This is a genomic window from Haemophilus parainfluenzae, from assembly GCF_014931415.1.
GTDB classification, from domain to species: Bacteria; Pseudomonadota; Gammaproteobacteria; order Enterobacterales; family Pasteurellaceae; genus Haemophilus_D; species Haemophilus_D parainfluenzae_AF.
In genome coordinates, this window is sequence record NZ_CP063121.1 from 694,224 (window position 1) to 709,686 (window position 15,463).

Genomic DNA, 15,463 nt, shown 5'->3' on the forward strand with positions numbered 1-15,463 from the left:
TTCCAAAAAAACAAAAGTGCGGTGAAATTTCACCGCACTTTTTATTTTCTCTTTCGATTAAAGAATATGTTGATATTGTTCTAACATTTCTTTCGGCCATACGCTTGATTGCACTTCACCAATGTGTTTTTTGTGAAGTAAAAGCATTGCCATACGAGATTGACCGATACCACCACCGATGGTGAGAGGTAATTTGCCGTTTAATAAATCTTGGTGCCAATCCATTTTTAAGCGATCTTCATCACCGGTTAAACCAACTTGTAAACGTAATGCTGATTCATCCACACGAATACCCATTGAAGAAAGCTCAAACGCTTTACCTAACTCAGCGTTCCACACCAAAATATCGCCGTTTAAACCTTTGTAGCCGTTTTCAGATTCTGTTGTCCAGTCATCGTAGTCTGGTGCACGGCCATCATGTGGTTTACCGTCTGACAATTTGCCACCGATACCGACTAAGAAGACCGCGCCATATTCTTTACAAATGGCGTTTTCACGTTCTTTACTGCTTAAATCCGGGTAGCGTTTCACTAAATCTTCACTGTGAACGAAGGTGATTTCTTTCGGTAAGCTTGATGGAATGTCAAAGCGCGCTTCTACGGCTAATTCAGTTAAGCGGATTGCACGGTAAATAGAACGTACCGTTTCTTTTAAATAAGCAAAGTTACGGCGACCTTCAGGAATCACTTTTTCCCAGTCCCATTGGTCCACATAAACAGAGTGAGTTTGATCCAATGAATCTTCATCTGGACGTAATGCTTTCATATGAACAAATAAGCCTTCCCCTTCTTTGAAGTGGAAACGAGCGAGAGTATGGCGTTTCCATTTAGCTAATGAGTGAACCACTTCATAAACCGCATTTGGGATACATTTCACGTTTACTTGAACCGCTTTCTCAATGCCTGATAAGTTATCTTGCATACCGTTACCAACTTCACTAAGGATTGGACCCTGTACTTCGATAATGCCAAGTTGTTCAATCAAGTTTTGAGTAAAGGTGTTCTTCACAAAGCTAATTTCTTGTTGTTGTAAAATAAACGTCTTTTTCATATTTATCCTTCTTTTTGTAATAACTGGTAAGATTTGTTGCGCATTATTCAATGAAATGACAAATTATTTCAAGTAATTTCTTTACATTGTTTTAAATGTTGAATATTATCAAAAATAAAGAAGATATTTTGAAAAAGATCTAATAAGGAGTGTTTTATGAACAATATCGATACACTTGATCGCCAAATTCTCCGTGTGCTGACTAAAGATGCGCGTACACCTTATGCAGAGATGGCCAAAAACTTTGGCGTGAGCCCAGGTACGATTCATGTTCGCGTAGAGAAAATGCGTCAGTCTGGTCTGATTGAAGGCACAAAAGCGATTATTGATGAGCGTAAACTGGGTTATGATGTGTGCTGCTTTATTGGCATTATTTTGAAAAGCGCAAAAGATTACGAAAAAGTGATTAAAAAGCTAGAGACCTTTGATGAAGTGGTGGAAGCCTATTATACCACGGGTAACTATTCGATTTTTATTAAAGTAATGACACACACCATTGCTGAATTGCATTCCGTGCTGGCGACTAAGATCCAGTTAATTGATGAGATTCAATCAACAGAAACCTTGATTTCCATGCAAAATCCAATTTTGCGAGACATTAAACCTTAAATGTCATCGAAACAATAAAGGCGTGTTTGATACACGCCTTTGATTTTTTTGATTAACGATAACGATCGAGGAATTTGTAATAGAGTACGCCGATCTTGGTGGCTAAGTTTTTGAGGGATTTTCCACCGTAAAACGAAGGCACTTTCAACCCTTCAAAAATTCTCAAACGTTCGTCATTACCTAAAATTGCTTCTGCGATAATACGTCCAGCAAGTCCAGTGAGTGCGACGCCGTGTCCAGAATAGCCTTGTGCGAAATAAATGTGCGGTGAGATACGCCCGAAATGTGGGGTAGCGTTGAGTGTCATATCAATCGGTCCTGCCCAGCCATAGTCAATTTTGACGTTTTCCAATTGAGGGAAGACATGCAACATATTGCGACGCATAATTTGCACCATATCTTTTTCAGAACTCGAGTCACTGCCGAATAATAGACGGTTATCTGCACTCAAACGATAGTAATCGAGCAAAATATTGTTATCACAAACAGACATACCATTATTGATCACGGAATCAGCTGTAGCTTGATCTAAGGGTTCGGTTGCAATAATAAAGCTTTCTACTGGCAAAATTTTACGATTAATGCCGTGATGAATGGATTTTGGTAGCGCATCAATATAAGCGTTGGTGGCTAAAATAACATCTTGAGAAATGACCGCACTTTTATCGGTTTTGACTTCAATACAACCTGATTTTTCCACTAAATCCACAACGGGCGATTGTTCGTAAATCTGTACACCTAAATCCAAGCAGGCTTTTGCTAAACCTAAGCAATAATTTAATGGGTGTAGGTGGCCAGAATTGCTATCGTATAAACCGCCTACATAAATATCACTGCCTAGATGTTGTTTCAGTTTGGCTTTATCCCAAAGTTGCATTTTGTCATAGCCAAAAGTCGCGTGGCTAGCTTTTTCCATTTCAATGAGATCGTCCATACGACGTTCATTTAACGCCAATGTGGCATAGCCTTTTTTCCAATCACATTGAATGCCATATTTCGCAATGCGTTCATCAATAATATCAATGGCTTCGAGTGACATATCCCAAAGTTTTTTCGCTTTATCAAAGCCTACTTGAGCAATATATTCATCAATGCCTTCTTCAAAACCGTTGATGGCTTGACCGCCACTTCTACCAGATGCACCAAATCCGACTCGCGCGCCTTCTAGAACAATCACTTTTTTGCCTTTTTCTGCTAATTCAAGGGCAGCAGATAAGCCAAAGAAACCCGCACCGATGACACAAACATCCGCTTCTTCTTGCTGAGAGAGAGGCGGCAGTTCAAAGGTTTGATTCCGACTATCGAGGTAATAAGATTTGACGTGTTCTTGATGAGCAAATTCGAGCATAGTTGATGATTGATTAACATAAAACAGAGATAAGCGAAATCTTACCCTGATGGGAAAATATGTCAAACCTTTTACAAAAAAGGTGCTATACTCCCTAGGTTTACATAAGTAAACGATTGCTTAAGGTTTATTTTGATTGTCCTGAGGAGGTCAATAAATTGAAAAAAAATGCTGTTCAATACATTAAATCACTTTGTCTTTCTGCCGTCGCATTCGTCGCAACCTCTGCGGCATTTGCTGCTGAAAAACTTTATGTTTATAACTGGACTGACTATGTGCCATCTAATTTGGTTGCGGAATTTACCAAAGAAACGGGCATTGAAGTGATTTATTCGACATTTGAAAGTAATGAAGAAATGTATGCTAAATTGAAGCTGACCTCTAGTACAGGTAGTGGTTATGATTTAGTTTTCCCATCAAGCTATTACGTCAACAAAATGGCGAAAGAAGGCATGTTACAAGAGCTTGAGCACAGCAAATTAAGTAATTTTAAACAAATTCCAGCAAATTTATTAAACAAGGAATTTGACCCAAATAACAAATATTCTCTGCCTTACGTTTATGGCTTAACCGGTATCGGTGTGAATGCAGATGATATTGATCCAAGCAAAATTACGAGTTGGGCTGATTTCTGGAATCCAGAATATAAAGGTAAAGTATTATTAACCAGTGATGCGCGAGAAGTGTTCCATATTGCATTACTTTTAGATGGAAAATCACCAAATACCACGAATGAAGAAGACATTAAAGCGGCTTACGAGCGCTTAGTGAAATTGTTACCAAATGTGGTGACTTTTAACTCTGACTCGCCAGAAGTGCCGTTTGTTCAAGGTGAAGCTTCTATCGGTATGTTATGGAATGGTTCGGCTTATTTAGCACACAAAGAAAATCCAAGTATCCAATTTGTGTATCCAAAAGAAGGCGCGATTTTCTGGATGGATAACTACGCGATTCCAAAAGGTGCGAAAAATACAGAGGGCGCTTATAAATTTATCGACTTCTTACTTCGTCCTGAAAATGCGAAATTAGTGGTTGAAAAAATGGGCTTCTCAATGCCAAATGAAGGCGTGAAAGCGTTACTTTCACCTGAAATGGCGAATAACCCAACCTTGTTCCCATCTGCTGAAAACATTGAAAAAGGCATTATGCAAGGCGATGTGGGTGAAGCAGTGGACATTTACGAAAAATATTGGAATAAATTAAAAACCAATTAATCAAATATTGATGAAAAGTGCGGTGAATTTGACCGCACTTTTGCTTTGTAAAGGATGACAAATGAGTTTTCTTGAGCGACTTTTTCACGCAATCTTATTTGAAACCACGGTTGTGTTGCTTTCTGTTTTCGCTTTGTATTTCTTTACAGAAGAAAGTGTTTCTATTCTTTTTGGGTCCATGGTACTGGTTTCCTTAACTGCCATGCTATGGAACCTCGTTTTTAATTATTTTCTTGATAAAGTTTTTACGGGGCCGCGAGAAAAGCGAGGCGTCATATTTCGTACTTTACATGCCATTTCATTTGAGGGCGGTTTGCTTATTTTCACCGTGCCGATCATTGCTTACTTTTTAAAAGTGGATTGGATCACGGCTTGTATGATGGATTTCAGTTTAACGGTGGTGATCACCATTTATACCTTTATTTTTAATTGGGTGTATGATCACGCACGATTGCTGTTTATTAAGCGTGAATAATGCAATAGGTAAGAGAAGAAATAAAAAAGTGCGGTCAAAATCTCTGGGGTTTTTGACCGCACTTTGATTTTTTAAGGGCACTATGAAACACCCTTTTATTTCTTAAAGTTTTTCCACTAACTCAATGGCTGCACCAATGTAGGTGGCAGGAGTGAGTTGTTGTAAACGGGCTTTTTCATCGGCTGGGATATCCAGTTTTTCGATGAATTCACGCATTGCTTTTTCATCAACGCGTTTACCACGAGTCAGTTCTTTTAATTTTTCGTATGGTTTTTCAATACCATAGCGACGCATCACCGTTTGAATTGGCTCAGCTAAAACTTCCCAGTTTTGGTTGAGTTCATCACGGAGATGTTGTTCGTTCACTTCTAATTTGCTGATACCTTTACGCGTTGCGGCATACGCAATTAAGCAATAACCTAAACCCACACCTAAATTACGTAATACAGTGGAGTCGGTTAAGTCACGTTGCCAACGAGAAATCGGTAATTTTTGACCTAGGTGAGTCATCACCGCATTGGCTAAACCTAAGTTACCTTCTGAGTTTTCGAAGTCGATAGGATTTACTTTATGCGGCATGGTGGATGAACCAATTTCACCCGCAATAGTGCGCTGTTTAAAGTGATTTAACGCAATGTAACCCCATAAGTCACGGTCGAAGTCGATGATGATGGTATTAAAACGTACCACGGCATCAAAGTATTCAGCAATGTAATCATGTGGCTCAATTTGAGTAGTGTATGGGTTCCAGTCTAAACCCAATGAAGTGACAAACTCTTCGCTAAATTTGTGCCAGTTAATATTTGGATAAGCTGATAAGTGCGCATTGTAGTTACCTACTGCACCGTTGATTTTACCTAAGATTTCATTTTGTTGGAGTTGTTTGAATTGGCGTTTTAAACGGTAAACCACGTTCGCCATTTCTTTACCTACAGTACTAGGTGAGGCAGGTTGGCCGTGTGTACGAGAAAGTAATGGGATGGTTTTGTATTCGTTCGCTAGACGGGTGATTTCATCAATCAGTTTTTGCCATTCCGGTAAGATTACTTCTTCACGCGCCGTTTTTAACATTAAGGCATGAGAAAGGTTGTTAATATCTTCCGAGGTACAAGCAAAGTGGATAAATTCAGAAACTTTGGCTAATTCTGGTAAAGCTTCGCTTTTTTCTTTTAAGAAATACTCAACCGCTTTGACGTCATGATTCGTGGTACGCTCAATTTCTTTAATACGTTCAGCATCTTGAAGACTGAATTCTTCCACAATTTTATTAAGGTAATCGTTTGCTTCTTTTGACAAAGAAGAAACTTCTTGGATTTCAGCGGTCGCCGCCAATTTTTGTAACCAACGTACTTCCACGGTGACACGGAATTTGAGTAAGCCAAATTCACTGAAAATACCACGCAATGCAGTGGCTTTATCTTGATAACGACCGTCAATCGGGGAAAGAGCGGTTAATGCGGAAAGTTGCATAAGAGTTCTCCAAGGATTAATTTAAAGTTAAGTAGAGTTGTCGTGCCGCTTGCACTAATTTTTTACGATGAAATAACAGTTGCCATTTGCTGCCGCCGACTTGACGCCACAAAACGGCAGAACGAATGCCGGCAAGTAAACACGCACGAATTTTGTCTTGCACGCTTTGTTGCTGCAAATGATATGCCGAACCAATAATGTGGATGCGTTTGCCTAAAGGGCTAATCGTATCGACATAAATGTTTGCCATGATAGAAAACATCTCATCATCAAATTGATTGTCGTGATAAGCAAGTTGTTCCGGTAAACGAGCAATACGGCGGCCAAGTTCTTGTTTGATTTCAGGTTGTTTGTTTAATTTGCTCTCTAACGCTAACAAGCTACCCCAATAATTTAATAAATTTTTATCGTTTAATTGGGTGAGTTGCTCGATAAGCGTGTTTAATCCCACTTTAAGATGTTGAACATCACCGCCAAATACGGCTAATGTATCTTCAGGTTGAGTAATGAGAAGAGAATGAATGGTCGTTTGGAATGCATCTTGGTTATCAACTTCGCCTTTTTGAGCTAATTGACTGATTAATAAGACAGATTGACAAACACCGGCAAGTGCCAGAGCCATATCATTATAATTTTTCATTGGGATTATAGATTGTAAGCTGCAGAAATTTTGGGCGTAATATAGCATTTTTACACATTGTTTTGAACTCAATCATTAAAAAACGCCCTATCTTTTGTTATCATAGCGCCAATTCATTTTACAGAATAAAAGGATGACCAATGACAAAACCAATTGTATTCAGTGGCGTGCAGCCTTCCGGCGAATTAACTATCGGGAATTATTTAGGCGCACTTCGCAACTGGGTAAAAATGCAAGAAGATTATGAGTGTATTTTCTGTGTGGTGGATTTACATGCCATCACTGTACGTCAAGATCCTGCGGCGCTTCGTAAGGCGACTCTTGATGTGCTCGCCCTTTACTTGGCTTGTGGCATTGATCCGAATAAAAGCACAATCTTCGTGCAATCTCATGTACCAGAGCATACTCAACTAAGCTGGGTGTTAAACTGCTACACCTATTTTGGTGAAATGAGCCGTATGACTCAATTTAAAGATAAATCAGCACGTTATGCCGAAAATATTAACGTGGGTTTATTTGATTATCCGGTTTTAATGGCTGCAGATATCTTACTTTACCAAGCGAAAAGCGTGCCGGTAGGGGATGACCAAAAACAACATTTAGAAATTACCCGTGATATTGCTGCTCGTTTCAATGCGCTTTACGGTGATATTTTCACAATTCCTGAAATCTTCTTAGGCAAAGCCGGTGCGCGTATTATGTCTTTGCAAGATCCTGATAAAAAAATGTCTAAATCAGATGATAACCGTAATAACGTGGTGACCTTGCTTGAAGATCCAAAATCGGTGGCAAAAAAAATCAAACGTGCGGTAACAGACTCTGATGAACCACCTGTTGTACGTTATGACGTGAAAAACAAAGCGGGTGTGTCTAACTTATTAGATATCCTTTCTGCAGTGACGGATAAATCTGTGGCAGACCTTGAAAAAGAATTTGAAGGCAAAATGTACGGCCACTTAAAAACAGCGGTGGCTGACGAAGTGTCAAACTTACTTGCGGGTTTACAAGAACGTTTCTATCAATATCGTAACGATGAAGCACTTTTAGACGAGATTTTACGTCAAGGTGCAGAAAAGGCCCGTGCAAGAGCAAAAGAAACCCTTGCCAAAGTGTACGAAGCCGTCGGCTTTGTTGCAGCAAAATAATTTTAAACTTAATAAGCCGTGTTATATCACGGCTTTTTTAGATAAGGAGAAAAAGATGGCCATTCAAACTGAAAAACCAATTGAATGCGTAGGCTGTAATACTTTCGATATGAAATCATTGTTTGATAACAGTGATTGTAGTTTACCTATCGAACAGTTTTACGCGACTCGTCAAGATGCAGAAGGCGCATTGGAATATTTCACATTAAAAGCGCGTGATGTAGAAAGTGAACCTTGTCAAATTCAATCTGAAATTCAACAGGTTGAAGAGGGATATGTACTTAAAGCGGTTTTCACATTCTGCTGCCAAGCGGAATTAGTGATTTTCCAAATGAAGCTTGTGTAAGTGATAACTTACTTTAGAAAATAGCGTTTTTTGTGACCGCACTTTCTGATATTTATGTTCCCCTGCATCGTATTATTCCTTTTTCTAATGTAGAAGGGCAGGGGAATCGTACCAGTATTTTCTTACAAGGTTGTAAGTTAAACTGCCTTTATTGCCATAATCCAGAAACTATTCCTCGTTATGCAGAAGGCGCTCATCAAGTCAGCCTGCAGTATTTGTATGAGCAAGTAATGGATGCAGTACCTTTCATTCGTGGCGTAACCGTTTCTGGCGGTGAACCCACCATTCATCATAAAAAGCTCGTTCCATTGTTTCAAAAACTACGTGAGGAAGGGCTAACTTGCTATTTAGATAGCAGTGGTTTCTTTGAATTTGACGCAATTCGTCCTTTAATTGATGTCACAGACAAATTTCTCTTTGATTTGAAAGGAGAAGGACTAGGTTTACAGAGTTTGTGCTTTGATAGACAAAATCGCCAAGGCATCGTCCCTCAAAACATCATCCCTACTCACCAGCATATCAAGCAAGAAAACTTAGATCGCAATTTGAAGAACTTGGCGCAATTATTACCATTAAATAAAGTGGAAGAAGTGCGGTTAGTTTATGTGGCGAATTTTTTTGATGCAGAAAAGTTGGTGGAAAAGGTCGCTGCCTTATTGAAAGACTATCCGGATGTGTTATTCAAAATTATCCGAATGCACACAAAAGGTGCACGAGACGCCGAAGGACTCACCCCTTATGTCCCAACTGTTGAACAGACCCAAGCACTTGAAAACTATGCGAAATCTTGTGGTCTGACCAAAATTGTGACCATTTTATAAGCAAACATGACAAAAAGGAGTAAAAATATTCCGACTTTTTACCGAAAAACAAGTAGAATAGGACAATTTTATTCACTTACTTATCTAACCAACCTAGGGGAAAAAAATGGGTATTTTAGGTAGCGTTTTAGGCATTGTCGTATTACTGATCATTGCCGTATTATTTTCAAATAATCGTAAGGCGATTAATTTACGTACTGTATTAGGGGCTTTGGCGATCCAAATCGGATTTGCGGCCCTTATTTTGTATGTGCCGTTTGGCCGCGATGCATTACAAGCGACAGCAAATGGTGTATCAAATGTTATCGCTTATGGTAATGAAGGGATTAACTTCGTCTTTGGTGGCTTAGCAGATCCTTCAAATGCCGGCTTTATCTTTGCGGTGAAAGTGTTACCAATCATCGTCTTTTTCTCTGGTTTAATTTCTGTGCTTTACTATTTAGGCATCATGCAAGTGGTCATCAAAGTGATTGGTGGTGCATTGCAAGCTGCGTTAGGTACATCTAAAGCAGAATCAATGTCTGCAGCCGCGAATATCTTCGTTGGTCAAACTGAAGCACCTTTAGTGGTTCGCCCTTACATTAAAAATATGACCCAATCTGAATTGTTCGCTATTATGGCGGGTGGTACAGCTTCTATCGCGGGTTCAGTAATGGCAGGTTATGCAGGAATGGGCGTACCATTGACTTACTTAATCGCAGCATCTTTCATGGCTGCACCAGCAGGTTTATTATTTGCGAAAATTTTATTCCCACAAACTGAACAATTTAACGATAAACAACCTGAAACGGATGATAGCGAAAAACCAACCAACGTGCTTGAAGCCATGGCAGGTGGTGCGAGTGCAGGTATGCAATTAGCGTTAAACGTAGGTGCGATGTTAATCGCATTCGTGGGTTTAATCGCTTTAATTAACGGTATCTTAGGTGGCGTAGGCGGCTGGTTCGGTTACGGTGATTTAACATTACAATCAATCTTTGGTTGGATCTTCAAACCATTAGCTTACTTAATCGGTGTATCTTGGGATGAATCTGCCATCGCCGGTCAAATGATTGGTATGAAATTAGCTGTTAACGAATTCGTGGGTTACTTAGAGTTCGCGAAATACTTACAACCAGATACAGCAGTTGTATTAAGTGAAAAAACTAAAGCCATCATTACTTTCGCATTATGTGGTTTTGCTAACTTCAGCTCTATCGCAATCTTAATCGGCGGTATCGGTGGTATGGCACCAAATCGTCGTGGTGATGTGGCTCGCTTAGGTTTAAAAGCAGTTGTAGCGGGTACATTAGCTAACTTAATGAGTGCGACTATCGCAGGTTTATTCATCGAGTTAAGCGGCGTAGCAATGTAATTAAAATGTGGTGAATTTTGACCGCACTTTATCTCTCAACACCACGAATCATTCGTGGTGTTGTACTTTAAAGCAAGCGAAAACGTTTGCTTAAATGACTTTTTATTTATCAACAAGAGGAAAAAATAATGACTCCACATATTAACGCTCCTGAAGGCGCATTTGCAGATGTTGTATTAATGCCAGGCGATCCGCTTCGTGCAAAATATATTGCTGAAACATTCTTAGAAAATGCGAAAGAAGTGACTAACGTTCGCAATATGTTGGGTTATACCGGTACTTATAAAGGTCGTCGTATCTCTGTTATGGGTCACGGTATGGGTATCCCATCTTGCTCAATTTATGCGAAAGAATTAATTACTGAATACGGCGTGAAAAAAATCATCCGTGTTGGTTCTTGTGGTGCCGTACGTATGGACGTTAAAGTACGTGATGTTATTATCGGCCTTGGTGCATGTACTGATTCAAAAGTAAACCGTATCCGTTTCAAAGATAACGATTTTGCTGCAATTGCTGATTTTGATATGGCACAAGCAGCGGTTCAAGCAGCGAAAGAAAAAGGTAAGCAAGTTCGCGTAGGAAATCTTTTCTCTGCAGACCTATTCTACACGCCAGATTTCGAAATGTTTGATGTGATGGAAAAATACGGCATCTTAGGCGTAGAAATGGAAGCAGCTGGTATCTATGGCGTAGCAGCAGAATATGGTGCAAAAGCACTTTGTATCTGTACCGTTTCAGACCATATTCGTACACACGAACAAACTACTGCAGAAGAACGTCAATTAACCTTCAATGATATGATTGAAATTGCGTTAGAGTCTGTATTAATTGGTGATAAAGCATAATTATCCGATTGATAGAATAAAAAAGAGCGGTTAAATTGACCGCTCTTTTGTTTTTCTACTTCGCTATTTTTCATACCAAATTCGGTTCACATAGAGCACGACTTTGCCAGAGGGTGTTTCCACATGGATTTCATCATCAATGCTTTTCCCGATTAAAGCGCGTGCAACAGGAGAATCAATGGAAATCCAGTTTTTAGCGGGATCGAATTCATCGCAGCCAACAAGGCGATATTGCTTCACTTCACCTTCTTCATCTTCTAGCTCAACCCAGGCACCGAAAAACACTTTGCCTTCTTGTTTCGGGTGGTAATCCACGATTTGTAACACTTCTAAGCGTTTGGAAAGGAAACGCACACGGCGATCAATTTCACGTAAACGGCGTTTACCGTAAATATATTCTGCGTTTTCACTGCGGTCACCAAGCGCGGCGGCATCTGAAACCGCTTGGGTAACTTTTGGTCGTTCTTCTTTCCACAAAAATTTAAGTTCTTGGTCAAGGGCAAGCCAGCCTTGACGAGTAATGTAATTTGATTTTGCCATGATAAAAATAAAAGAATTTTTTTGAATTATATTTGAGCCTGTTGTCTAAAACCAGTATTCTATTCTCGTTTTTATCGAATCCTTTAATAACAAAGAAGTATGACAATGTTAAATCAACAAATTAGCCAAATTATTGCGGCAGAATTAACCGTTCAACCCCAACAAATCCTCGCCGCCATTCAATTATTAGATGATGGCAACACCATTCCATTTATTGCCCGTTATCGTAAAGAGGCGACAGGTGGCTTAGATGACACCCAACTTCGTCATTTTGAAACTCGTTTAATTTATTTACGTGAATTAGAAGATCGTCGTCAAACCATTTTGAAATCTATTGAAGAGCAAGGGAAATTGACCGATGAATTGCGTGATAAAATCCATGCGACACAAAGTAAAACCGAATTAGAAGATTTGTATTTGCCATATAAACCAAAACGTCGCACGAAAGGGCAAATTGCGATTGAAGCCGGTCTTGAACCATTGGCTGATTTACTGTGGAACGAGCCGAAGAATGATCCTGAAACGGCTGCAGCTGAATTTGTAAATGCCGATAAAGGCGTAACAGACACTAAAGTCGCACTTGATGGCGCGCGCTATATTTTAATGGAGCGTTTTGCTGAAGATGCGGGCTTATTAGCGAAAGTCCGTGATTATTTAGCGAAAAATGCCGTTATCGTATCCAAAGTGATCGAAGGCAAGGAAACGGAAGGCGCAAAATTCCAAGATTATTTCGACCACCAAGAATTATTGAAAAATGTGCCTTCTCACCGTGCATTAGCCATGTTCCGTGGGCGTAATGAGGGCATTTTACAATTAAGCTTAAATGCGGATCCTGATGCAGAAGAGGGAAGTCGCCAAAGTTATTGTGAAGAAATTATTCGTGATTATTTAGATGTCCGTTTCACGGGGCAGCCTGCAGATAAATGGCGTGAGCAAGTGATTGCGTGGACATGGAAAATTAAAGTTTCGTTACATTTAGAAACGGAATTAATGGCAAGTTTACGTGAAAAAGCGGAAGAAGAGGCCATTGATGTTTTTGCTAGAAATCTGACCGCACTTTTAATGGCCGCACCAGCTGGCGCGAAAAGCACTATGGGCTTGGACCCAGGCTTACGTACAGGTGTTAAAGTAGCTGTGGTGGATAACACAGGTAAATTATTAGATACCACCACCATTTATCCACACACGGGGCGTGAAGCCGAAGCGCAAGTGGTGATTTTCAGCTTGATCCGCAAACATAACGTAGAATTAATTGCCATTGGTAACGGTACAGCTTCTCGTGAAACTGAACGTTTTGCGAAAGAAGTGATTAAAGAAATCAAAGAAAATAAACCGCAAACCGTTGTAGTGAGCGAAGCGGGGGCGTCCGTTTATTCTGCTTCTGAATTTGCCGCAAATGAATTCCCGAATTTAGATGTATCTTTACGTGGAGCGGTGTCTATTGCTCGTCGTTTACAAGATCCATTGGCGGAGCTAGTGAAAATCGAACCGAAAGCCATTGGTGTAGGGCAATATCAACATGATGTAAACCAAACCCAGCTAGCGCGTAAACTTGATGCTGTGGTGGAAGACTGTGTAAACGCAGTAGGTGTGGATTTGAATACGGCATCAGCACCGTTACTTGCTCGCGTGGCGGGAATGACGAAAACCTTAGCGCAAAACATTGTGGAATATCGTGATGAAAATGGTCGTTTTGAAAGCCGTAGCGAATTGAAAAAAGTGCCGCGTTTAGGACCAAAAGCCTTTGAGCAGTGTGCAGGCTTTATGCGTATTGCAGGCGGGAAAAATCCACTTGATGCTTCGGGTGTTCACCCAGAAGCTTATCCTGTGGTCGAAAAAATCTTGCAAGCGACAGCACAATCTATCCAAGATTTAATGGGCAATGCGGGTGTGGTTCGTCAGCTTGATGCAAAACAATTTATTGATGAGCAATTTGGTTTACCAACTGTTCAAGATATTTTCAAAGAACTAGAAAAACCGGGGCGCGATCCGCGTGGTGAATTTAAAACTGCTGTATTTGCAGAAGGCGTGGAAGAAATCACTGATTTAAAACCAGGTATGATTTTAGAAGGTACTGTCACCAATGTGACTAACTTCGGTGCATTTGTGGATATTGGTGTTCACCAAGACGGTTTAGTACATATTTCATCATTAAGCGATAAATTCGTAGAAGATCCACATCAAGTGGTGAAAACGGGCGATATCGTGAAAGTGAAAGTCTTAGAAGTGGATGTGCCGCGTAAACGTATTGCGTTGACGATGCGATTAGATGAAAGTGCGGTCAAAAATGACGGTAAATCTGACCGCACTTTAAGTGCAAAACCAAGAAGTAATGCACCTCGCCAAGATCGTAATCCTAGAGGAAATAGTGCAATGGGTAATGCCTTTGCCGATGCGTTGAAAAATTGGAAAAAATAATTTCGTCATTTAGATGAACATTGTGGCCAAATAGGCGTACAATGAAGGGGATCTGGTCAATCATCCAATCCCCTTTTTTATTTCAACGAAAGGAATATTCTTATGGAAAAAGGTATTCTTGGGCCGCATGAAGGCAAGGAGCTGGAATTAATGTTAAGGGGCGAAAAGCAAGTGGCATTATTCAATCAGGAGCTCGGTATTCCTGACGCCTTTCTCCCCTATCTTGAGCTAGGAATTATTCATTCAAAAACAGTGCAACGTCATGTAAATGATGTTTGCTTAACCGATTTTATTGTCTATTTACCCCAATCTCTTGCACTCGCTGAACAAATGGAAGTACTGCTTCCTGCAAGCACTGTGAACGGTTTTGATCCAAAAGTGGAACGTGAAATCGGCCGAATTCTTGGCTACCGAGAAAAAGACATCGAGTACTATATTCAGCATTTTCAAGATAATTTAGAGAAGTATCGGCAGCAGTATAGTTAATAGATAAAATAAAAGTGCGGTCAAAAACATAAGAAATTTTGACCGCACTTTTGTATTTTCAGCGCTGCTTATCTTTAAGCTAGTTTTATAATTTTACATCCAATTTTGCATAAGCTCGTTCTACTTTTTGATAGAAATGGCTTACCATCTTTACAAGTGGTATCGCAACAGGCTACTGGAAAACTAGAAACAGTTTATAACATCGCCGTAGAAGAATTTAGCACTTACCATGTAGGGGAATTTGGTGTTTGGGTTCTCAATGCAAATTGTTGTGATTTTGTGAATGTAAAATATGGTGATATTGAGTCTAAATTTAAGCAAGGCGGTTGGGTTAATCCAAAAAATGATCGAGTGATGTATATCGATCCTTTCGATGGTAAATTTAAAGATTTTCCAGATGGAGCAAGAGCTTCGGTGGATCATATTTTGCCACAAAGCGCATTTAATAAAATTGATGGTTTTGATAAATTACCAAAACATGTTCAAAATGAATTAATTAATCACCCTATGAATTTACATCCTTTACCAAAGGAACTAAATTCATCTAAAGGTGCTAAAATTGAAACAAGAACGGAAAGTTGGCAGAGATATGTTAAGGAAAATAAAGATATATCACCAATATATAGAGCGTATTTAGAAAATACTCAAAGAAATATGGTGGCTTTAGTTGAGGAACAGATTAAAAAGAGAGGTCTTAAGTGA

At 39.7% G+C, this 15,463-nt stretch carries 16 protein-coding genes; 11 read left to right on the forward strand and 5 right to left on the reverse strand.

The features are described from left to right. Positions 1–57: 57 nt before the first annotated feature. Complete coding sequence (gene asnA, locus INP93_RS03425; RefSeq protein ID WP_054420329.1) at positions 58–1,050, reverse strand: aspartate--ammonia ligase; 993 nt, start codon at positions 1,048–1,050, stop codon at positions 58–60. 156 nt (positions 1,051–1,206) lie between these two features. Here asnA and asnC point away from each other — a divergent pair, with 156 nt between their 5' ends. Continuing rightward, positions 1,207–1,659 (forward strand): transcriptional regulator AsnC, encoded by a 453-nt coding sequence (gene asnC / locus INP93_RS03430; RefSeq protein WP_005694780.1) that lies wholly within the window; start codon positions 1,207–1,209, stop codon positions 1,657–1,659. A 52-nt stretch (positions 1,660–1,711) separates the two neighbouring features. Here asnC and INP93_RS03435 read toward each other — a convergent pair whose 3' ends face one another. Continuing rightward, entirely contained in the window at positions 1,712–3,007 is a 1,296-nt protein-coding gene (locus INP93_RS03435) for an NAD(P)/FAD-dependent oxidoreductase (RefSeq protein ID WP_197545144.1), read from the reverse strand. 158 nt (positions 3,008–3,165) lie between these two features. On the opposite strand from INP93_RS03435, the gene INP93_RS03440 reads away from it, so the two are divergent. Together INP93_RS03440 and INP93_RS03445 are read left to right on the forward strand one after the other, a co-directional pair. Further along, positions 3,166–4,221, forward strand: coding sequence for an extracellular solute-binding protein (locus INP93_RS03440; protein ID WP_197545145.1), 1,056 nt, complete (start codon positions 3,166–3,168; stop codon positions 4,219–4,221). Positions 4,222–4,282: 61 nt separating this feature from the next. After that, entirely contained in the window at positions 4,283–4,696 is a 414-nt protein-coding gene (locus tag INP93_RS03445) for a PACE efflux transporter (protein WP_197545146.1), read from the forward strand. Between the two features lie 102 nt (positions 4,697–4,798). Here the strand turns inward: INP93_RS03445 and purB are convergent, their stop codons facing one another. Together purB and hflD are read right to left on the reverse strand one after the other, a co-directional pair. Beyond that, positions 4,799–6,166: an adenylosuccinate lyase gene (purB, locus tag INP93_RS03450; RefSeq protein ID WP_054420333.1), complete on the reverse strand. Its 1,368-nt coding sequence runs from the start codon at positions 6,164–6,166 to the stop codon at positions 4,799–4,801. A 16-nt stretch (positions 6,167–6,182) separates the two neighbouring features. Then, a complete protein-coding gene (gene hflD / locus INP93_RS03455) occupies positions 6,183–6,806 on the reverse strand; it encodes a high frequency lysogenization protein HflD (protein WP_005694773.1) in 624 nt (207 codons plus the stop codon). Between the two features lie 140 nt (positions 6,807–6,946). On the opposite strand from hflD, the gene trpS reads away from it, so the two are divergent. The 5 genes from trpS (at position 6,947) to deoD (ending at position 11,317) form a co-directional block, all read left to right on the forward strand. Beyond that, positions 6,947–7,951, forward strand: a complete 1,005-nt coding sequence (gene trpS, locus INP93_RS03460; protein ID WP_075876143.1) for a tryptophan--tRNA ligase — start codon at positions 6,947–6,949, stop codon at positions 7,949–7,951. A gap of 55 nt (positions 7,952–8,006) precedes the next feature. Then, positions 8,007–8,297 (forward strand): YfcZ/YiiS family protein, encoded by a 291-nt coding sequence (locus INP93_RS03465; RefSeq protein ID WP_005697358.1) that lies wholly within the window; start codon positions 8,007–8,009, stop codon positions 8,295–8,297. Positions 8,298–8,329: 32 nt separating this feature from the next. Next, positions 8,330–9,118 carry a 4Fe-4S cluster-binding domain-containing protein gene (locus INP93_RS03470; protein WP_197545147.1) on the forward strand — a complete coding sequence of 263 codons (789 nt, stop codon included), beginning with the start codon at positions 8,330–8,332 and terminating at the stop codon, positions 9,116–9,118. 106 nt (positions 9,119–9,224) lie between these two features. After that, positions 9,225–10,472, forward strand: coding sequence for a NupC/NupG family nucleoside CNT transporter (locus tag INP93_RS03475; protein ID WP_049362430.1), 1,248 nt, complete (start codon positions 9,225–9,227; stop codon positions 10,470–10,472). Positions 10,473–10,600: 128 nt separating this feature from the next. Then, on the forward strand, positions 10,601–11,317 hold the full coding sequence (gene deoD, locus INP93_RS03480) for a purine-nucleoside phosphorylase (protein ID WP_197545148.1): 717 nt from the start codon (positions 10,601–10,603) through the stop codon (positions 11,315–11,317). A 63-nt stretch (positions 11,318–11,380) separates the two neighbouring features. On the opposite strand, the gene greB is transcribed toward deoD, so the two are convergent. Continuing rightward, positions 11,381–11,857 (reverse strand): transcription elongation factor GreB, encoded by a 477-nt coding sequence (gene greB / locus INP93_RS03485; RefSeq protein ID WP_197545149.1) that lies wholly within the window; start codon positions 11,855–11,857, stop codon positions 11,381–11,383. A gap of 105 nt (positions 11,858–11,962) precedes the next feature. Here greB and INP93_RS03490 point away from each other — a divergent pair, with 105 nt between their 5' ends. The 3 genes from INP93_RS03490 (at position 11,963) to INP93_RS03500 (ending at position 15,463) form a co-directional block, all read left to right on the forward strand. After that, positions 11,963–14,275 carry a Tex family protein gene (locus INP93_RS03490; RefSeq protein ID WP_197545150.1) on the forward strand — a complete coding sequence of 771 codons (2,313 nt, stop codon included), beginning with the start codon at positions 11,963–11,965 and terminating at the stop codon, positions 14,273–14,275. A gap of 102 nt (positions 14,276–14,377) precedes the next feature. Further along, complete coding sequence (locus tag INP93_RS03495; protein WP_197545151.1) at positions 14,378–14,761, forward strand: hypothetical protein; 384 nt, start codon at positions 14,378–14,380, stop codon at positions 14,759–14,761. A 105-nt stretch (positions 14,762–14,866) separates the two neighbouring features. Continuing rightward, a complete protein-coding gene (locus INP93_RS03500; RefSeq protein WP_197545152.1) occupies positions 14,867–15,463 on the forward strand; it encodes an HNH endonuclease family protein in 597 nt (198 codons plus the stop codon).